The 19,668-nt window shown below is 62.0% G+C and carries 19 protein-coding genes; 5 read left to right on the forward strand and 14 right to left on the reverse strand.

What is annotated here, in order from left to right; translation table 11 throughout:
* Positions 1-8 precede the first annotated feature (8 nt).
* Positions 9-980, reverse strand: coding sequence for a hydroxymethylbilane synthase (gene hemC, locus ACQZAB_RS03320; RefSeq protein ID WP_428387054.1), 972 nt, complete (start codon positions 978-980; stop codon positions 9-11).
* A gap of 119 nt (positions 981-1,099) precedes the next feature.
* Between hemC and ACQZAB_RS03325 the strand changes: the two genes are divergently transcribed.
* Entirely contained in the window at positions 1,100-1,315 is a 216-nt protein-coding gene (locus ACQZAB_RS03325; protein ID WP_428387056.1) for a CDGSH iron-sulfur domain-containing protein, read from the forward strand.
* Between the two features lie 70 nt (positions 1,316-1,385).
* On the opposite strand, the gene dnaE is transcribed toward ACQZAB_RS03325, so the two are convergent.
* Both dnaE and ACQZAB_RS03335 read right to left on the reverse strand, forming a co-directional pair.
* Positions 1,386-5,333, reverse strand: a complete 3,948-nt coding sequence (gene dnaE / locus ACQZAB_RS03330) for a DNA polymerase III subunit alpha (protein ID WP_428387057.1) — start codon at positions 5,331-5,333, stop codon at positions 1,386-1,388.
* 80 nt (positions 5,334-5,413) lie between these two features.
* Positions 5,414-6,364 (reverse strand): DNA-methyltransferase, encoded by a 951-nt coding sequence (locus ACQZAB_RS03335; protein ID WP_428387059.1) that lies wholly within the window; start codon positions 6,362-6,364, stop codon positions 5,414-5,416.
* Positions 6,365-6,529: 165 nt separating this feature from the next.
* On the opposite strand from ACQZAB_RS03335, the gene ACQZAB_RS03340 reads away from it, so the two are divergent.
* Both ACQZAB_RS03340 and ACQZAB_RS03345 read left to right on the forward strand, forming a co-directional pair.
* Positions 6,530-6,787 (forward strand): 4Fe-4S dicluster domain-containing protein, encoded by a 258-nt coding sequence (locus tag ACQZAB_RS03340; protein ID WP_428387061.1) that lies wholly within the window; start codon positions 6,530-6,532, stop codon positions 6,785-6,787.
* Between the two features lie 94 nt (positions 6,788-6,881).
* Positions 6,882-7,829, forward strand: a complete 948-nt coding sequence (locus ACQZAB_RS03345; protein ID WP_428387063.1) for an NAD(P)-dependent oxidoreductase — start codon at positions 6,882-6,884, stop codon at positions 7,827-7,829.
* On the opposite strand, the gene ACQZAB_RS03350 is transcribed toward ACQZAB_RS03345, so the two are convergent.
* From ACQZAB_RS03350 to ACQZAB_RS03375, 6 genes are all read right to left on the reverse strand, one after another.
* Positions 7,808-8,863, reverse strand: coding sequence for a hypothetical protein (locus tag ACQZAB_RS03350; RefSeq protein ID WP_428387065.1), 1,056 nt, complete (start codon positions 8,861-8,863; stop codon positions 7,808-7,810). The two genes, ACQZAB_RS03345 and ACQZAB_RS03350, sit on opposite strands and share 22 nt — an antisense overlap.
* On the reverse strand, positions 8,860-9,903 hold the full coding sequence (locus ACQZAB_RS03355; protein WP_428387066.1) for a hypothetical protein: 1,044 nt from the start codon (positions 9,901-9,903) through the stop codon (positions 8,860-8,862). The genes ACQZAB_RS03350 and ACQZAB_RS03355 overlap by 4 nt, the downstream gene beginning before the upstream one ends.
* Entirely contained in the window at positions 9,900-10,667 is a 768-nt protein-coding gene (locus ACQZAB_RS03360) for an ATP-binding cassette domain-containing protein (RefSeq protein ID WP_428387067.1), read from the reverse strand. Before ACQZAB_RS03360 ends, ACQZAB_RS03355 begins: the two co-directional genes overlap by 4 nt.
* Positions 10,667-11,404, reverse strand: a complete 738-nt coding sequence (locus ACQZAB_RS03365; RefSeq protein ID WP_428387069.1) for an ABC transporter permease — start codon at positions 11,402-11,404, stop codon at positions 10,667-10,669. The genes ACQZAB_RS03360 and ACQZAB_RS03365 overlap by 1 nt, the downstream gene beginning before the upstream one ends.
* A 126-nt stretch (positions 11,405-11,530) precedes the next feature.
* Complete coding sequence (locus tag ACQZAB_RS03370) at positions 11,531-13,258, reverse strand: mechanosensitive ion channel family protein (protein ID WP_428387071.1); 1,728 nt, start codon at positions 13,256-13,258, stop codon at positions 11,531-11,533.
* Complete coding sequence (locus tag ACQZAB_RS03375) at positions 13,255-13,575, reverse strand: hypothetical protein (RefSeq protein WP_428387073.1); 321 nt, start codon at positions 13,573-13,575, stop codon at positions 13,255-13,257. Before ACQZAB_RS03375 ends, ACQZAB_RS03370 begins: the two co-directional genes overlap by 4 nt.
* 119 nt (positions 13,576-13,694) lie before the next feature.
* Here ACQZAB_RS03375 and ACQZAB_RS03380 point away from each other — a divergent pair, with 119 nt between their 5' ends.
* Both ACQZAB_RS03380 and ACQZAB_RS03385 read left to right on the forward strand, forming a co-directional pair.
* Positions 13,695-14,606: an HDOD domain-containing protein gene (locus ACQZAB_RS03380; protein WP_428387075.1), complete on the forward strand. Its 912-nt coding sequence runs from the start codon at positions 13,695-13,697 to the stop codon at positions 14,604-14,606.
* A 79-nt stretch (positions 14,607-14,685) separates the two neighbouring features.
* Positions 14,686-14,922 (forward strand): hypothetical protein, encoded by a 237-nt coding sequence (locus ACQZAB_RS03385; RefSeq protein ID WP_428387076.1) that lies wholly within the window; start codon positions 14,686-14,688, stop codon positions 14,920-14,922.
* A gap of 81 nt (positions 14,923-15,003) precedes the next feature.
* Here ACQZAB_RS03385 and ACQZAB_RS03390 read toward each other — a convergent pair whose 3' ends face one another.
* The 5 genes from ACQZAB_RS03390 to ACQZAB_RS03410 all read right to left on the reverse strand — a co-directional run bounded on the left by ACQZAB_RS03390 (position 15,004) and on the right by ACQZAB_RS03410 (position 19,477).
* Complete coding sequence (locus tag ACQZAB_RS03390; RefSeq protein ID WP_428387078.1) at positions 15,004-15,801, reverse strand: hypothetical protein; 798 nt, start codon at positions 15,799-15,801, stop codon at positions 15,004-15,006.
* Between the two features lie 203 nt (positions 15,802-16,004).
* Complete coding sequence (locus ACQZAB_RS03395) at positions 16,005-16,814, reverse strand: hypothetical protein (RefSeq protein ID WP_428387079.1); 810 nt, start codon at positions 16,812-16,814, stop codon at positions 16,005-16,007.
* A 96-nt stretch (positions 16,815-16,910) separates the two neighbouring features.
* On the reverse strand, positions 16,911-17,111 hold the full coding sequence (locus ACQZAB_RS03400; RefSeq protein WP_428387080.1) for a hypothetical protein: 201 nt from the start codon (positions 17,109-17,111) through the stop codon (positions 16,911-16,913).
* Between the two features lie 16 nt (positions 17,112-17,127).
* Positions 17,128-18,369, reverse strand: a complete 1,242-nt coding sequence (locus ACQZAB_RS03405) for an argininosuccinate synthase (RefSeq protein WP_428387081.1) — start codon at positions 18,367-18,369, stop codon at positions 17,128-17,130.
* 91 nt (positions 18,370-18,460) lie between these two features.
* Positions 18,461-19,477, reverse strand: coding sequence for a sigma-70 family RNA polymerase sigma factor (locus ACQZAB_RS03410; RefSeq protein WP_428387083.1), 1,017 nt, complete (start codon positions 19,475-19,477; stop codon positions 18,461-18,463).
* Between the last annotated feature and the right edge of the window lie 191 nt (positions 19,478-19,668).

Below are 19,668 nucleotides of genomic sequence, written 5' to 3' on the forward strand. Positions count from 1 at the left end.
GACCGGTCTCAGTCCACCCGGTAAGCAGGGTCGTCCAGATTCGGCCGATGCCCCAGGATCTCGTCGGCCCCCTGATCCAGCAGCTTCTGCCCAGCCGCCCGCACCACCTTCCGCAGCGAACGCGCCGTCGCGGTCTCATCGATGGCGATGTGCCGACCGCCATCCGCCGAAAGCACTTCCGCACGCAGCCGGAAGCGATCAGGCTCGGTCTGCTCCGCAAAAACCGCCACAGGCGTGTGACAGTCAGCTCGCAGGATCCGAAGCAGTTGACGCTCAGCGTGCACCTCCGCCGCCGACACGCTGTGATTCAACGGCAGGCAACGCGTCAACGTCACGTGATCGTCTGACCGACAGACCAACGCCAGCGCCCCCTGACAGGCCGCTGGCAGAACCGTGTCCGTCGCAACCGGATGATCGAGATGCTCCTGCAGCTTCAGCCGCTTGAGCCCCGCCGCCGCCATGAGCGTCGCCTGATACGCGCTCTCGGGATCGAGCACCCGCTCGATCCGCGTCGGCACGTTGCCACGCAGCAACTCGATCTGAAGATCGGGACGCAACCGAAGCAGTTGCGCTTTGCGCCGGGGACTGCTCGTGCCGACCACCGCGCCCTCGGGCAGATCATGGATCGAGGCAAAACGCTCAGCAGAGACCAGCACGTCACGCGGATCATGACGCTTGGGAATCGCCGCGATCGCTAACCCGGGCGTATCCCCCGCCGGCAGGTCCTTCAGGCTGTGCACCGCCAGATCGGCCTTCTGATCCAGCAGCACCCTGTCGACTTCACGCGTGAACAAACCCTTGCCACCCACATCGTGAAGCGGCCGGTCCATCAAACGGTCACCCTGCGACTCGATCCAACGGAACTGCACGTTCAGCGTCGGATGGAGCTTGCCCAGCGCCGCACCTACCCGCTCCGCCTGAGCGCGCGCCAGGTCACTACGGCGGGAGGCAATCACAATGGGCTTACGGCTTCGACGCAAAAAAACAGCTCCGGGAAGAGGCGTACTATACAGAGCCGTGAGAATCTGTCGCGCGCTCGCGACTTTGATTTACCCCTGTTTTTATTGAACATGCGTCACCCTCGAGGAAAGGCAAACACATGGCACGACTCGTCCGACACGAAGCCACAGGACCCGTCGAAATCAAACCCTCTGACAAAAGCGTCTGGATATGCGCCTGCGGCCTCAGCCAGTCGATGCCAACCTGTGACGGCTCCCACAAGATTTGCCGACAGATCGAAGAAGAAACCGGCAAGCTCTACGTCTACGACAAAGAGCGCAAGAACATCATCCGCGTCGAAGACGAGCAGGGTTAACCAAGCTGACCCCGCGGACCCGATTCAGGCCGCCTGGAACAGGCCCTAAATGGGCAGACAGCCTGACGAATCAATACCGGTCAATGCTCGCGCAGGCTGCGTCCTGAACCGCCGAAGTCATCGCCAGCTTCGGGCCGTCATCCCGCTCCGCGTCATAGCGCAGATCCTGCTCCACCGAACTAGCCCTGAGCTTGCTCCCGCCCAGCAACTGAACCGAACCGGTCGCACACGGACAACGATGGAGGATCCCGTGCAGGGCACCCGTCAGGTGCTCATCCACCGACACCCGCAGCCCCGGCAGCCGCAACGCAACCGCCTTGCCACCCTCGATCAGGTGGAACTGCACCTCAGCCGCTTGGCCGTTGGCACGCTGCCCCGCCTGACGCAGCGCCTCACGCAGCTCCGCTAGCGTGCGCTTGTAATTCCCCGCCTGCCCGTTGCTGATCGATGCTTCCGGCCGCAGGGTGATCCGAACCGTCCGGGTCAGAGTCGCTTCGGCCAGATTCGCCGGGACCACCTTATCCACCACGATGTTCGGCTCCTCCCGCCGCCGATCAACCTTGCCGATCAGGTAGACGATCTCATCCGTCTCCAAAAGCGGGGCCGCCAGGTCATACGTCCTCGGGAAGCAGACCGCATCGATAGGGCCGGTGTGGTCCTCGATCGTCAGCATCGCCATCTTCTCCTGCTTGGCCCGCGTCACCGTCGTACGCACCCGGGTGAGCATCCCGCCAAGCGTCACCTCCACCCCTTCCGCCAGATCGGCGATGTCCGCCGCCGTCACCGTCCCGTACCGCGCAATCGCCTCCCGGTGCTCATCAAGCGGGTGACTCGACACATAAAACCCCAGCACTTCCTTCTCGAAGTTCAGGGTCTCCCGACGATTCCAGGCCGTCGTCTTCGGCAACACCGGAGCCGCCAACTCGTCCGGGATCGCCGCCGCCGCCCCGCCAAAGAAGTTCATCTGACCCGAAGCCAGATCCGCCGCCACACGCTTGCCCGCCTGCACCGCATCAGGCAGCGCCTCCAGCATCGCCGCCCGCTGCTCGATCCCGTGAACCTCATCAAACGCCCCGCACTTGATCAGCGCCTCGATGCACGTCTTGTTCACCGCATCCAACGGCACGCGCTCGCAGAAATCATGCAGCGACTTGAACAGCCCACCCTTCTCGCGCGCCTCAAGAATCGCCCGGATCGCCTTCTCACCCACCCCCTTCACCGCCGACAAGCCGAAGCGAATGTGCCCGTGCGCCCCCGTCCGCGCTTCGGGACCCGGCTCGTTCTCGTCGTACACCACCGTGAAGCCGATCTCCGACCGCTGGATGTCCGGCTGCTTCACCTCCACCCCGCGCCGACCGTCAGGCAGCGACAACCGCCGACAAGCATCGATGTACTCGACCACCTTGTCCGTGCTTACCGATTCATATGTCAGCACCGCCGCCATGTACTGAATCGGGAAGAACGTCTTCAAATACGCCGTCTGGTACGCCACGATCGCGTACCCGGTCGAGTGCGACTTGTTGAAGCCGTAACCCGCAAACTTCAGGATCAGATCGAACAGCTCCGCCGCCTTCGGCTTCGGCAGCCCCTTCTTCTCAGCACCCTCCAGGAAGGATTCCCGGTTGGCGTTGATGATCTTCTCTTTCTTCTTCGAGATCGCCTTGATCAGCGAGTAAGCCTGACGCAGGGGAATACCGCCCAGCTCGTGGACGATCTGCATCACCTGCTCCTGATAGACCATGATGCCGTAGGTCTCATCCGTGAACTTCTCGACGATCTCGTGCTGCTTCGGCACCTCCTCCCGACCATGCTTACGGTGGTTGTAGTTCGGGATCAGCTCCATCGGACCCGGCCGGTACAACGCGTTCGCCGCGATCAAATCCTCCAGCCGGTCGGGCTTCATCGACATCAGCAGGTTGCGCATCCCACCCGATTCAAACTGGAACACTGCCGCCGTCTCGCCCCGCGAAAACAGATCAAGCACCCGCTTATCGTCGTAATCCAGACGCTCCAGGTCCAACGGGTCCCACGCCGGGTCCTCCGCCTGCTCCGGCCTGTCAGGACGTAGTGTCGCCGCCCGGATCTGCTCCTCCGAGAAACACTGCGTGATCAGCAGCTTCGCCCGCTCGATGATCGACAGCGTCCGCAGACCCAGAAAGTCCATCTTCAGCAGTCCGACCTTCTCGCACGTCGGCCCGTCCCACTGCGTCACGATCTGATCGGTATTCGAGGGCTTGTACAACGGCACGATGTCATCCAGCGGCCGCGTCGCCAGCACCACCCCCGCCGCATGGACACCCGCATGACGCGCCATCCCTTCCAGCCGCCGCGCCGTGTCGATCATCTTCTTGTGCTGAGGCGATTCGTCGTACAGCTTCCGAAGGTCAGGCTCCTGATCCAGCGCCTTGTCCAGCGTCGTCCCCAACCCGTCACCCACCAGCTTGCAGACCTTGTCCACCTCGGCCAGCGAGATATCCAGCACCCGCCCCACATCCCGGATCGCCGCACGCGCCTTCAGCGTCCCGAACGTGATGATCTGCGCCACATGCCCGTACTTGTTCCGCACGTAATCGATGACCGCCTGCCGACCATCCTGGCACATGTCGATATCGATATCCGGATACTCCGACCGATCCGGATCGGTAAACCGCTCAAAAAGCAGCCCGTATTCAACCGGACACGCATTCGACAGACCCAGCACATACCCCACCATCGTCCCGACACCCGAGCCCCTCGCGTTCGAGGGAATCCCATTCGCCCGCGCGTAGTTCACGAAGTCCCAGACGATCAGGAAGTACGCCGAGATCGACTTGTCCGCCAGAATCCGAAGCTCACGATCCAGTCGCTCCCGGATCTCCGTTGTGATCCCGTCCTCCCCATACCGCCAGAGCAGCCCCGCCTCGCACAACTCCCGCAAAGCTTCATCACACTGCGCCTTCAGATCATCCGCCGACAGCTTCGCGTCCCGTGTCGCATCAAAAGGCAGCAACTCGTACTGCGCACAAAACTGCTTGAACCAAGCGCTCGACCCAACCGGCGGCGCCCCCTTCGCCTTCAGGCCCTTGTCCACCTTCCGATCGATATGCACCACCGGCGCATGATTCGCATCGAAATCCAGGTCAACATTGCACCGTTCCGCAATCGCCAGCGTGTTGTCCAGCGCCTCCGGCACATCCTCAAACAGCGCCCGCATCTCCGCAGGACTCTTGACGTAAAGCCCCTTCGGATAGTGCAGCCGGTTCTCATCGTTCTTGATCTTGCCCATCGAGATACAGCAAAGCGTGTCGTGGGCGTCGTAGTCTGAGTCCAGCAGGAAGTGCGCATCGTTGTCGCACACCAACGGGATATCCAGCTTCCGAGCAATCTTGATCGTGTACGGATTGATGTCGTCCTGCAGCTTCTCCTCGTGCCGCTGAAGCTCCAGATAAAAACGCGGTTCCCCCTTCCCGTTGACACCAAACACCTTCTTGTGCCACTCGGCCTCTTTCATCGCACGATCGAAGTGAGCCTTCTCCTTGGTCTGGTGATGCTTCACCAGCCAGTGCGCAATCGACGATCCCAGGTGCCCGTTGATCGCGATAATCCCCTCGGCCCGCTCCTCAAGCGTCGACTTGTCCATCCGCGGCTTGAAGTAAAAACCGTTGATGAACGCATCCGATGACAGCTTCAGCAGGTTGTGCCAACCGGTCTGATCCTCGGCCAGCATCACCAGGTGGAACCCGCCATCCGACACCCCCGTGAACGTCCGCGACGTCCGGTCCGAAGGCCCGTCCACATCCGGCGCGACATAAGCCTCGATCCCCAGAATCGGCTTGACCCCCACCTCCTTCGCCCGTGCATAAAACTCCACCGCCCCAAACAGATTCCCGTGATCCGTCACCGCCACCGCCGGCATCCCCAACTCCGCCACCCGCTTCACCAGCCGATCCAGCCGATTCCCCCCGTCCAGCAGCGAGTACTGGCTGTGCAGATGCAGATGAACAAAACTGTTGGACTCAGTGATCGGGGCGTCAGCCATCCCTGGCGGGCCTTTCAACAAAGGGAGGAAACCACCAGCTTACCACCCGTCCTAACCCAACCAAAGAACGACCCAAATCCTCAAACCGACGCCACCGCGCCCTTCTTCGGAGCCTCCACACCCGCCGCCTCGATCCTCTTCCGAGCTTGCTTCGCATACGCCGAACTCTGCTCACACCCCAGATACGCCCGCCCCAGCCGGTGAGCTACCGCCAGCGTCGTCCCCGAACCCGCAAACGGATCAAACACCAGATCCCCCGGATCCGACGACACCTTGATGATCCGCTCCAGAAGCGCCTCAGGCAGCTGACACGGATGAAACCCCGTCCGCTCCTTGAACGTCCCGCACAGCCGCGACTCGAACCACGTGTCCGCATCCGCCGCCAGGTACCCCCCCTCCGGGTCCGCCACCGCCTCCTGCGGACGGGTGTACCAGTGCTGCGTATCCGGATAACGCTTCAGATACCAGGTGTCGTCTGGCAGCTTCCCCCGCGGATTCGCCCGCTTGTCCGCATACGTCGTCTGTCGCGCCGAAGGCACCGCGATCGCATCCCCATTGAACGTGAACGTCCGCTTCTTGCCCAGATTCGCAAGCGGCTGACCCTTCGCATTCACCGACGCCGAACCCACCGCGTAAAACAAATGAGCATGCGATCGATTGAACTTCAGCTTGCACCGCTGACCAAATGTGTAATGCCACACAATCCAGTTCCGAAACAACAATCGACCCGCAGCCTGCAGCTTCTTGAGATGCAGTCTCACTTCCGCCGCGTACTCATCCCCGATCAGCACGTAAAAAGAGCCGGTGGGCTTCAACAGATGCGCACATCCATCAATCCAGCGATACGTCCAGTCGAGATACGCCTCATCGCTCAGTTTGTCGTGATACTGGCCGTCGTAATCGAAACCGATGTTGTAAGGCGGGTCGGCAAAAATCAGGTCCAGCGATGCCGCCGACCACGAAGACATCACCTCCAGACAATCGCCCTGGATCAGCTGTCGGTTTGGCGGCGTTGAAGGGGCTTTGGGCATGGTGCAGGGATCGTAACGACTGCTTTTAAGTCATGGGCCAAACCGTACCGATCTGATTGGCATTGCCGACAACCAAAACGTACCTATACTTCGGAATCACACTAAGTCCGACGTGCCGGAACGCCTGATAGCCACGGCCGCAAAGGACGTCTGGGAGTTTTGATTATGCCGCACATCATCGCCGAACCCTGCATCGGAACCAAGGACACCGCATGCGTCGCCGTCTGCCCGGTCGATTGCATCCACCCCACCTCCGATGAACCGGAGTTCGAGTCCGCCACCCAGCTCTACATCGAACCCGACACCTGCATCGACTGCGGCCTCTGCGTCGACGAGTGCCCCGTCAAAGCCATCTTCCCCGAAGAAGACCTTCCCGATGAGTGGTCCGCCTTCATCGAGAAGAACGCCGAATACTTCGCCTGATCGCACCCGCATCCAGCGAAACACACAACCAAGAACAGCCGCAAGGCCGGGTCCATCCCCGGCCTTGTTTTTTTGCCCGCGATAAGCTGCTGCCATGAAAGCCATCATCAGCGAAACCCTCAGCGAAGAACCCGCCGCCTGGCTCGCCGAACGCTGCGAAGTCCTCCGCTACCCCCACGACGCACCAGACTTCGACCACGCCCTCGCCGACGCCGATGCACTCATCGTCCGCACCTACACCCGGGTCAACGCCAAACTGCTCGACAAAGCCCCGCAACTCAAGGTCGTCGGCAGAGCAGGCGTCGGCCTCGACAACATCGACCGAGAAGCCTGCCGGGCACGGGGCATCGAAGTCGTCTACACCCCGGACGCCAACAGCCAGGCCGTCGTCGAGTACGTCCTCGGCCTCATCCTCGACGCCCTCCGCCCCCGCACCGACCTCCCCCCCGAAGCCACCGACGAAACTTACCACCTCATGCGCAAGCAGCACGTCGGCCAACAGCTCGACCGACTGACCCTCGGCATCCTCGGCTTCGGCCGCATCGGCCGCCGACTCGGCGCCGTCGCCCACGCCATCGGCATGAACCTCCACGTCTGCGACCTCCTGCCCGAAGCCGAAGTCCGCCGCGCCGTCGATTACCCCTTCCTCTATGTCGACCTCCATCACCTGCTCGCCGACGCCGACATCGTCACCGTCCACGTCGATGGCCGGCCCGAGAACCGCCACCTGCTCAACGCCCAAACCCTCCAATCCCTCCGCGACGACACCCTGCTCATCAACGCAGCCCGCGGCATGCTCGTCGATCAGCCCGCCCTCGCCGACTGGGCCCGGGCCCACCCCAAAGCCGCCATCATCCTCGACGTACTCGACCCAGAACCCCCTGCCGCCGACGACCCGATCCGCAGCCAGCCCAACATCCGCATCCTCCCCCACCTCGCCTCACGCACCGAAGAAGCCATGGCCAACATGTCCTGGGTCGTCCACGACGTCTGGGCCGTCCTCGAAGGCAGACAGCCAGCCTACTCGGCCCTGACCGACTGATCCTCAGCCCGCTCGGCCTCAACCCCGCCCGAAGCACCCGCCGAATCCATCTCGGCCGACACCCGCACCGGCCCGTGCAAACGCTCCCGAACCTCCGCCAGAGCCTGCCGGGCAAGCCGCTCCCGCGTCCGGTCCGCCGACTGATGCGCCGCCGCCAGAGCCAGATGCAGCGATTCCGCCGCCGCCCCGTCCTGCCGCTGTGCCCGCAGACTCAAACCCGCCCGAAGCGCCCGATCCGCCGCCCGGTCCGACGCTCCCAGCTCCGCATACACGTTCGCCGCCCGTGCCAGCGCCTGCGCCATCGGCAGATGCGCCTGAGCCTCCCGCCACCGCTCGGCTTCGAGGTCATAAGCCTCAGCTGCCAGCGACAGCTGCGAGGTCGCGTAAGCCAAACGGCCCTCCAGCCGAAGCGTCCGCGCCGCCGCAGAAGGCGTCCCGATCAACGAAGCCTCCCCGATCGCCACCCGCCACAACCCATCGGCCCGCTCGATCCGACCGAGATCAAGCTCTGCGTGCGCAGCCAGCGTCAACGCATCCAGCCTCTGACCCGCCGTCACCGACGACCCGTTCCCGATCAGAAACGCCAGCCGCTCCAGCACCACCTCCGCCTGACCATCTCTAAGCGCCGTCGCCGCACGAAGCAGAACCAGCTCCGCCGCCGATTGGCCCGTCCGCGCCGCCGCGATCTCCGCTTCATCAAGGATCAGCAACACCTCCCGCGCCCGACCCGACGCCAGTAACGCCCGCGCCGCACGCTCCGCCATCATCACCTGAAGCCCCGGATCATCCAGCCGACGCGCATGCTCCAGCGCACGCAGGTAAAGATCCGCCGCACGCCCCGGCTCACCCACCGCCATCGACTCGTCAGCCAGCTGCCCGATCTGAACCGCCTGCCGATACACCGCCGTCTCACGAACCTCAACATCTGGCTGCGACCGACACCCGATCAGACACAACGGCACCACAAGCAACCACGCACCAAACCACCTCGCGCGAGCAGAAACCAGAGACAAGGAGAACGGGTAACTAGTCATGGCCGCGGCCCCACCAGATCAACCGCACGCAGCGCCTCCTCGGCCGTAACCACACGACGAGACGCCGAACCATCCGGCCCATTCACCAGCCAGCTCTGACGCAGCGCCCGACTCAGGTCCTCCACCTCCCGTAGCGTCGAACGAACCTGCAGCAACGCCCCAGGCGCATCCTGCAACTCGTCGCTCAACGTGTGCGTGATCGACTGCAACGACCGAATCACATCCTTCAGCTCCGTCAGATTCCCCTGAACCAGCTCGATCGTCTCCGCCGAATCCTCAGCCAGCTCCGGCAGATACGCCAGTTGATCGTCGATCCCCCGCATCGTCGCCGTCGCGGTCCGCGCCCCCTCGGTCGCCACCGCCAGCAACTCATCCAGCCCGCTCACCATCCGCGTCACCCGGCCACGCAGGTCCACCAGTACGTTCGCCGCATCCGTCTCCTCAAGCGCCGAAGACAGCGTCTGCAGGTCCTGAGCCACCGTGTCCGCCGCCGCCAGAATCCGCTGATACCGACCACCCGGGTCCTGAAGGTCCTTGGCGATCTGCTCATACGCCCGCGCCGTCGCCGTGATCGTCGCAAGCGTGTTCTGAAGCTCCGCCGGCAGATTCTCAATTGGCGGGTCGGTCGTCGCCGTCAGCTTGATCGGCTCGTCAGCCCCGAACGTCACCCCCGATGCCCGACCAATCTCCAGATACGTGTCCCCACCAATCAACAAAGTCTTCTTGATGCGAACCGGCGCACGCACCGCCACCATCTGCGCGAGGTCCTCCCGAACCCAGCCGTGCGCCACGATCCGATCCTCCACCACCTGGATCGAGGTCACGTTCCCGATCACGATGCCCAGCGCCTGAATCTCAGCCCCCTGCCGCAAACCGAACGCTCCCTCCTCAGGCAGCGTGATCGTGATCGGCACCGTCGCCGCCAGCCAGCCACCCCGACTCCCCGCCACCAGCACGATCGCAAACAGCGTCAGCAGGATCCCCACCACGAACGCGCCCGTGATCGGCCCGGCGTATCGCTGCATCAGGGCATGATTCATCGCACAACTCCCAACTGACGAGGCCCCGGCTCAACCACCAGCCGCGTCCCCTCAACACGCGCCAGGTTGTCAGGCATCAGACCCGGACGATCAATCGGAACAGGCGTATCCGTGATCCACAGCACCGACGCACCCTGCTCGCGAAACTGCCCCACCGCCCTGCCCAGCACCGCCGCCTCACCCATCGGCAGATGACGAAGCGGCCGCTCCAGAATCAACAACCGACGCGTGCCCAGCAACGCTCGCACCCAAGCCAGCTTCTGACGAAGCGGCCGCGACACCTGCGCAACCGCCGTCGCCGGAATCCGGGGAATCCCAAACAGCCGACACAGCCGCTGCGCCTCATCCCGCAGCTGGTGCTCCCGCATCTGCCGATGATGACGCGGGGCCAGAAACAGATTCTCTTCCATCGACAACCGATGAACCCACCGGTCCGCCTCGAACACACGACCGATCTGACTCCGCAAACGACTCGCCGCCTGAGGCGACAAATCCGCCCACCGATGACCATCCACCCGCACGCTCCCCCACCTCGGCTCGATGATCCCAGCCAAAGCATCCGCGATCGGCAACCGCGGCTGATCCGGCTCGGTCTGAATCAGCGTCAACTGCCCGGGCACCAGCGACAGGTTCACGTCATACAACGGCGTGTCGTGATGAATCGTCGCCGGCAGATCCGCCCCACACATCTCCAGCCGATACACCGTGGCCTCCGACACCTCATCAGCCACGCAGCAGTCCCGATCCAGAGGTTCCACCACCATCAGCCACCCCCCAGATAAATCACCGCCGACACAAACACCGACACGATCAGCAGCGCCGCGATACTCCGCACAAACGCCGCCCGAGGCGCCGAAGTGACCGCACTCGCCTGCCCCACCGCATGCAGCCCCGTCACACAACAGATCGCCCCCGTCAGCATCCCGGTCAGCAACGTCTTCGCCAGGAAGTTAAACAGGTCAACCACCTCCAGCGATTTCAGCACCTGATCGGCAAACGTCACCAGAGGCGTCGGATCACTGCTGATCATCACCATCAGCAAACGCCCCGCCACAAAACTCGTCAGCAGCAGAATCACCGTCAGACACAACACCGCGATCCCCGTCCCCAACACCCGAGGCACCACCAGATACACAAACGGGTCCACCCCCTGAGCATCCAGCAGATTCACCTCACCCGAAGCCTTCATCGACGCCAACTCCGACGTCATCCCCGAACCCGATCGCCCGATAACCAGCAGATTCGTAATCAGCGGACCCAGCTCACGCACCACCGCCACCACCAGCAGAGGCCCCAGCAGCGAGGTATGCCCCAAACGATCCAGCCACTGCTGCGCCTGCAACACCACAAACACCGCGATCGCCAGCGCCGTCAGCAACGTAAACGGAATCGCATAAATCGCCGTCTGCAGAATCTGCTGCGCCAGCGCCTCGCGAACCGGCCGCGTCCAGGTCGACGGACGAACAACCAGCGACAACGTCGCCCCCACCACCGAAAACACAATCAGACCCCGTCGCGTCTGCCTCGCCAGAAACAACCACGGCCAGACGAGCCCTCGCAGCAGGTCCGCGAGCGTGCTCGGAAGCTTGACTGGGATAGATAACGACGCGGCGATCCGACACCCCTCCTAGGTGGTGGATTTGGAGCCTCCATCGTTATCGGTTCGCTGAGCAGAGGGGTTTGGTTCGGCCGGTGGTTCATCCCGTGTCGCTTCCTCGGATCCATCCCCCACCGATTCCTGACCGGTTTTATCCCGGACCTTCGGCTTCTCAATCGGATTACCCGCAGCGTCCAGCTCACCCTCAAGATCGTTATGCCCGTAATCAACCGGCGGCGGCACCTCGCTCCGCCACGGCTGATCCGCTATCAGCTGCCGCGCCGCACGCATCCCCGTAATCATCGCACGACGATCCGACATCCGACCCGGAGCCTCGTGCTGGCCATACCCAGGCGGGCCCTCCTCCTTGTACAAGTGCACCGTCGTCGTCGGAAACGCAAACGACACCCCGATCGTGTCCGCCAGCCGAACAATGTCCACCAGCAACCGCTCACGCTCCCGAAGCTCCGTCGACCAGTCCGGCACCTCGAAAAACAGGTAAAGCAGCGTGTCAATGCTCGAACTGTTGAACTCGTTCACCCAGACCTGGTAGTAGTCCTTCCGCGTATACGGATGATGACGAATCAGCTCCCGCACACCCTCCGCAAAAGCCAGCAGCTTGTCAGGCGGCGTGTCGTACTGAAGGCTCAACGTCGACTTCCATCGCCGATACTTCCGCCGACCGTAGTTGTCCACGATCGCCCGCACCAGGTTGGCATTCGGCACCGTGATCTGCGAGTTGTAAAACGTCCGGATCCGCGTCGACCGAAAACCCACCGACTCCACCATCCCCTCGTGCTGGTCCACCACCACCCAGTCGCCAATATCAAACGGACGATCCACCAGCACCGCCACCGAACCAAAGAAGTTCTCCACCGTGTCCTTCGCCGCAAACGCAAACGCCACACCCCCGATACCCAGCGAAGCAATCAGCGGCCAAACCTCGATCCCCAAAGTGTTCGCCCCGTAAAGCAAACCAATCGCGATCACAAAAATCTTCAGCGTCTTACGCACCAGCGGGATCACAATGTCATCCACCCGCGTCGTCGTTGCCTCAGCATGACGCGTTAACACACTCCCCACCAGGTCAATCAGCCGCAGCGCCGAAACCACGCCCGCCAGCACCGAGAAGACCGCCAACGCACCCTTCGCCACCTCATACACCACCCCCTCAAACTGCAGAAAATCCAACGCCAACTGGCAGAAGATCGCCGCCGCATACAAACCAAACGGACGCGTCGTCCGCCGAAGCTCCTCCCGCCTGGTCTTGGCCCCCTGCTCACGTATCTGACGGTGAATGATCAGCCGAAGCAGCGTCTGCACGCTGAAATCAATCAGCACCGCAATGAAGATAAACAGAAACAGCGCGATCCACTGCCAGTAAGCCAGACCCAACAGATCCTGCTGCACCAGATAAGCCGGCGCGAACGTCTCGATCCAGTCCTGCACGACCTGGTAACGCGGATCGCTAGGCGGACCATCAATCTCAATCGCCAGCCCACCCCCTGACGCCCCACCAGCCTGAGCCTCCTTCGCCGACGGCTCCGCAACCCCCATCTGCACCGGCACGCCGGTCAGCTGCGCAAGCGCCTCCTTCGTGGCCGACCCGCCAGTAGAACCGCCAGCTTCGACACCCTCCGTCTGAGCTCCCGCGCTCTCCGGCACAGAAGTGCTGTTCTGAATGGCCAGCCCCACAAACCCCACCACAGCGAGTATCACGCAGGCAGCAATGAACAGACGGTAGAGAAAAGTGGTCATCGAATGATTCGGACGTTGCGGCGGCCATCATCGTCGGTCTTCTCACCGGGCCGACCTGGGTGCTGGGTCCCGAGCAGGCCTGAAAGCGTATCCAGAACCAACGCAATGAGCGAGAACACCACATAACTCACCAGGCCCACCACCACGGCCAGCAGCAGCAACGCCAACAACGGCAGCAAAATCACCAGAACCGCCAGCAGGATCGCCACCGACAGCGCCCAGTTTGCCCGAGCGTTACGACCCCACGCATCGCGCCGGGCCCACACATGCGTGAAGCCCCGACCGCCTGCCTGATTGTCCTCAAACCCCCAAATCATCAGATCATGCTAGATGGCCTCAGCAACCCGTGCAACGAAAACGACCAAAAGAAACGCTGGAGAACACCGCCCCAACCGTCGATGCCCTGACAGACCTCATGTTCAGTAAGGGGAACGAGATGGGAATCGCGAGCAGCACGTCAACCAGTCAGCAGGCCCAGGGATCCATCAGCGACGCCGAGAAGGTCGTCGAACCAGCCATCCGCGAGATCGGCCACATCGCCACCCTCCCGGAAATCACCATCAAAATCATGGACCTGATCGATGACCCCGACGCCACCGCGCAGGACCTCAACCAGCTGATCGAAGGCGACCCCGCCCTCGGCGCCCGAATCCTCAAGGTCGTCAACTCCGCCTTCTATGGCGTGCCCGGACAGGTCGCCTCCATCAACCGCGCCATCGTCCTCCTCGGCCTCAACGCCATCAAGAACATCGCCATCGCCGCGAGCCTCACCAAACTCTTCCGAGGCGGAAAAATCGTCAAAGGCTTCAACGCCAAAGACCTCTGGCTGCACAGCACCGCCACCGCTGCCGCCTCCAAGCTCATCGTCAACGAACTCTCCATGGGCTACCTCGACGAAGCCTTCCTCGCCGGACTCATCCACGACCTCGGCCTCATGGTCGAAATCCAGTCCCGCCGACCCAAGTTCGTCAAGTGCATCGAGAAGGTCGAAGCCAACAACGGCCTCCTCCTCCGAGACGTCGAACGCGAGGTCTTCAAGGCCACCCACGAAGACTTTGGCCGCGTTCTCGCCCGAAACTGGAAGTTCCCGCCAGCCCTCGTCAACGTCGTCGGCGGACACCACGAACCCGAAAAGTACGACGGCGAAGAAGCCGTCCTGCCCACCATCGTCGCCGTCGCCGACACCCTCGCCGCCAAGGCCGGCTTCGGCTACACCCGAGGCGAAGAACGAACCGAACCCAAACCCGAATGGCTCGAGTCACTCGGACTCACCCAGGAACAAATCAACCGGATCGAAGAGGCCCTGCCCGACGCCGTCAACGAAGCCTCCGCCCTCATGAAGGCCTGATCCGGCTAACGATCTCTTTTCCCTCCGGGCGGCGGATCGTCAGGGTTCGTCGCCTTTTCCAGGCTCTCGGAGAGGCACCATGACCGAAGTCGTCCGCCAGTTCGAATTCGATGTCATCGACGGCCAAGGCGTCATGCGCCGAAGACTCAGAGTCATCGGCCGCGACCAGCGAAACGCCGAACACATCCTCAAACGCGGCATGCCTGGCTCCGTCATCCTCCGCTGCGACGAAATCGCCAAAGGCAAACTCGTCGCAGCCAGACCCGAACCAGCCAGGCCCACACCGCAGCAGTCCGACATCAGCGAAGCCGCCTGATCACCACCTCGTACAACCAAAAAAAACCACGCCGCCCACTCGAGGGACGGCGTGGCTTTGTTTTCTAAACCAACAGGTCAATCAGGCCTTCGCCTGACGACGGGCAGCCAGCAGACCCAGGCCGAGCAGACCAGCAGCAGCAGCCGTCGGCGTCGGGATGATGGGAGGCGGAGGCGGCGACTGCATGAAGTACATCTGGTCCTGACGTACAGCCGTCAGACCGCCACTCGGCGACGAAAGACCGCCGAGGCTGTAATCCAGAGGACCTGCGAAACCGACCGCCGCCGACAGCAGACTGTCCGCGTCGCTAAGCCAGGTCGCGTTACCGGAGGTCACACGGAAATTACCCGTGTCGATATCCACACCGGCCAGCGGGGTCACCTGCTCGTTCACAACCTCCCAGATCGCGATCTGGAAAGGAACGATCTGAGCCGTCGTCCAGCTGCCGATCGCCGCACCAAACGTATCGATCGCGTGGTTGGCCAGCTTGGTCAGCAGCGTCGCACGAGCGATGCCCATCGGGCTCGGGTTCGTCCCGCCGTTGTCCTTCGGTGCGTCCCAGATATCCACAACGTCGTAAGTCGCGTTGCTGCCCACCGTCTCGAACGCCTCGATGCAGAACGTGATCAGGTCCGAGGCCGGGGTCGTCACCGCACCCAGATCGGCAATATCAAGCGTGTCGCTCGCCGCACGATCCGACCAGGTGAACCGGCCGCCCGTAACGCTCTGATAGGAAGAGCCGCTATTGGTCGAGATGCTGACCGCCTGACCCGAAAAGCTCTCCCGGTGCAGGGCAATCGTGCCCGCCTGAGCCGCGATCGCACCAGCGCCAAGCAGCATCGCCGCAGCGCACAAAGTTCCAGTGACGTGGGTGTTCATGAGTTCCTCTCCGAACGGTTGTGTGTACTCCCAGCCACAAAAGTAACCCACGTCCCATAACAAGGCAAGCCTATCTAAACGACAATAAACTGAATTACAGGAAAATCCTAGCTTGTTAACAGCCCAGCTTAACAACCATGCAAAGAAAACCGCCGGCCTAGAACAGGCCGGCGGTCTCACGAAAATTAGAATCGAACCGAAACTCAGGCCTTGGCCCGACGACGAGCCACAAGAGCACCCAGACCCAGCAGGCCGGCACCCGCAGCCGTCGGCGTCGGAACCACGGGAGGCGGGCCAGAAGGCTTACGCACCGTGATCTGGTCCTGGATCCGAGCCGTCAGCGACTCGAAAGGCGAACCGAAACCGATCAGCTCCACACCAGCATCAGCCACCATCGCCTGATCCAGCAGGTTCTGAGCCGTCGTCGCGATCACATGGCTGCTGCCATACCGCGAGTAGAAATCGCCACGATCCGAGGTGTTGCTCTGCATGATGTTCAGGGTCTGCATGCCCTGCACCACCGCCTCGTTGACAACCTCCCAAACGGCCAGCTGGAAAGCCTTGATGTAGTTCACATCGAAGCTGCCATTGACCTTCCAGTCATCCTCATCCGTTCCCAGGAAGCCCACAGCGAACAGCTTGCCCAGGTTATCAGCACGGATCGCACCCATCGGGTTCGGGTTCGGACCGCCAACATTGTTGTTCGGCATCTGCTCAGCTTCGAGCACCGCGTACTGGCTCGGTGCCGTGTTCACGCTCTCGAAAGCCTCGATGCAGAACGCCAGGAAGCCCGAAACCGTGCCGTTACCCTTGGTGATGTCCGTGAAGTGAACATCGGGAACGGCCCCCGCATCCTGTGTCCAACGAATCAGACCAGCACTACGGTTGCCAAAGTTCGTCTTGATCGAACCACCGACGTAGCTCTCGTAGTCCAGCGTCACAATGCTGGTCGCCTGGGCCTGGCTGGTAAAGCCGGTCGTCAGTGCGGCCGCCACAGCGGCGGCAGTAGTCATCGACAAACGAGTCATCATCTCCCCAATCACGTAGCGTTCAGAAGAATGGCCAGCCCGCGGCCAGCACCCGGGAAAGATGCCATTCACGCCAACGATTCAAAGCCCCACCGTCCGAAAATCACCAGAATCAAAAAGCAACCGACCGCGCATCCGGAAGCCCATCTCGCAAACCCCGAAACCCCACAACCCACAAACCCCACGCAGCTTCACACACCCGCCAATCAGCCGCCGAAACACACCCCAGGCAGACAGACCGACAGCCAGCCCATCACCCCCGTCATGCCCAACAAAACTCACGCCGCGATACGAACGATTAACGGTCCTTACGGAGAGGCTGTTTCTGACCCGCCACCGTCATGGGCAGGCCATACAGATCAATAAACCCACGCGCCGCCGTGATGTCGTACCCGTGCATCGCGAAGCTCGCCAGGTCCTCGTCGTAAAGCGAGTTCGGGCTCGTCGCCTCCACCGCCATTGCCGAGCCCTTGTACAGCTTCACCTTCACCTCGCCACTCAACACCTGATTCGACTGGTCGATGAACGCCTGCATCGCATAACGAAGCGGGTGGAACCACTGGCCGTTGTAAACCAGCTCCGCATACCGCGACGCCAGCCGCAGCTTCTCGTGGAACAGATCCCGCTCCAGACAGATCTGCTCCAGCGCCTTATGCGCCTCATACAGAATCGTCCCGCCAGGCGTCTCATACACACCACGCGACTTCATCCCCACCAGCCGGTTCTCAACCAGAAGCGTCGTCCCCACCGCGTGCTTCCCACCAAGCGCATTAAGCTGCGCGATGATCTCGTGCCCGGCCAGCTTCTTCCCGTTGATCGCGACCGGATCACCCTTCTTAAAAGTGATCGTCACCGTCGCCGCCTTGTTCGGCGCCTTCTCAGGCGTCGTCGCCATCACCAGACAATCGTTCCACTTCGGCTCCGACCCAGGCGACTCGATCTCCGCACCCTCATGCGAGATGTGCCACAGGTTCCGGTCCCGCGAATAGATCTTCTTCTTGCTCTGATCAATCGGAATCTTGTGCTTCTTCGCATAGTCGATCGCCGTCTCACGATCCGTCAGACCCGACACAAGAAAACGCGGGTCCTTCCAGGGCGACACAATCTTCAGCTTCGGATTCAGCGCCTTGTACGTCAGCTCGAACCGAACCTGATCGTTCCCCTTGCCCGTCGCCCCATGCCCCACCGCGTCCGCCTTCGTCTGCTTCGCCACCATCACCTGATGCTTCGCAATCAAAGGCCGCGCAATGCTCGTCCCCAGCAGATAGTCCGACTCATACACCGCGTGCGCCCGCAGCATCGGGAAGCAGTATTCCTCCGCGAACTCCTTACGAAGATCCTTCACCACCACCTCATCCGCGCCCGAGGCGTAAGCCTTCTTCTCGATCCCCTTCAGCTCATCCCCCTGCCCCAGCTCCGCCGCGAACGCCACCAGCTTCACACCCGGATAACGGTCCTTCAACCAGGGCAGAATGACCGAGGTATCCAGCCCACCCGAGTAGGCCAGCACAATCTTCTTGGGATGCTTCTCAGCAGACATATCGCGACTCCTTCTTAAGAGCAGCGATCATAGAAAAAGCCCGCGGCATGTGTCGCCACGGGCTCACAACGGTCTCTGTTTTCAACCAGATTCAAAGAGCCAGCTCTTCGAGCTCCTCGGCCGCCTTCTCCAGATTCATCGAACTGTCCAGCAGCGTGTCCTCCAGCCCCTTGCGCAGCTTCCGAAGCGCCCGGTTTTGGATCTGCCGCACACGCTCCTTGGTCAGCCCGATCCGCTGCCCCACCTGCAGCAACGTCCGCGCCTTGTCGTCCGGGTCATCCTCTCCCAGACCAAACCGCTCCCGAATCACCGTGCGCTCGAGGTCCGTCAGACCCGCCGCGTGGTGATCCAGCAGCTGCGCCGCGTGCTCGGCACAATCCTGTTCCTGCTCCGCGGCCTTCCGCTGAGCATGGTCCGACCGCTCAAAGTCCGGGTTGGCTTCAACAGGAAACAGCTTCCGATACCGCGTCGTCTTCTCACCCAGACGGCTGAACGCCTTCAGGATCGAACGACACGCATACGTCGAAAACTTGAACCCACGCCCCGCATCAAACTTCTCAATCGACCGCACCAGCGCCAGGTTGCCCTCCGCGATCATCTCCGTGAACTCCAGCCGACTCCGCTCAAACTTCCGAGCCATCGCCAGCACCAGCGCCACGTTGTACTCCGCGATCATCTCACGCAGCTCAAGCGCCCGCGCATCCCACGCCAGCAACCGCTCCGCCTGACGGATACCCACCCGACGCGTCTGAATCGCCGAACGAGCCTCCTCCGCCTGAAAACGACAGTAGTTGTACGACGTGAAGATCACCCGCTCCTGCGCCGCCGTCAGCAACTGCGGGCTGTTGGACTGGGCAAGCTGGAGAACCGGGGTCTCCCGCTCGAGGTGGTAATACCAGTCAACCGACGGCCGCTTGATCGCTTCCGCCTCAGCCAACATCTCCTCCATCGCCAGCTCATCATTAAAAAGATCGCTTGCCATGAAGTCGATCGGGCCTTCCAGCAACTCAAGAAGACGCTCAACTCGCGCTTCACTAAGGTCGCTCGGCAGCGACCAGGAGGACTGCGATGACGGACGCTCGGACGCGTTGCTGATGTTTCCTACCACAGTGGGCCTCTCTATCCTTGAGGGTGCCTGAACGAAAATCGTCTAAAAAGTCCATAACGGTCATCGACAACTTAGTACTTTCCCCTAGAATTGTCTACCCTCCAAACCAACTTTCTGCCCCTTTTGACCGTTTTAGGGTAAATCTGGGTGGTTTTTGCCCCATTTAGGCCTAATCTGGCTTCGATAAAGCG

It is taken from the genome of Mucisphaera sp. (genome assembly GCF_965279675.1).
Classification (GTDB): Bacteria; Planctomycetota; Phycisphaerae; order Phycisphaerales; family Phycisphaeraceae; genus Mucisphaera.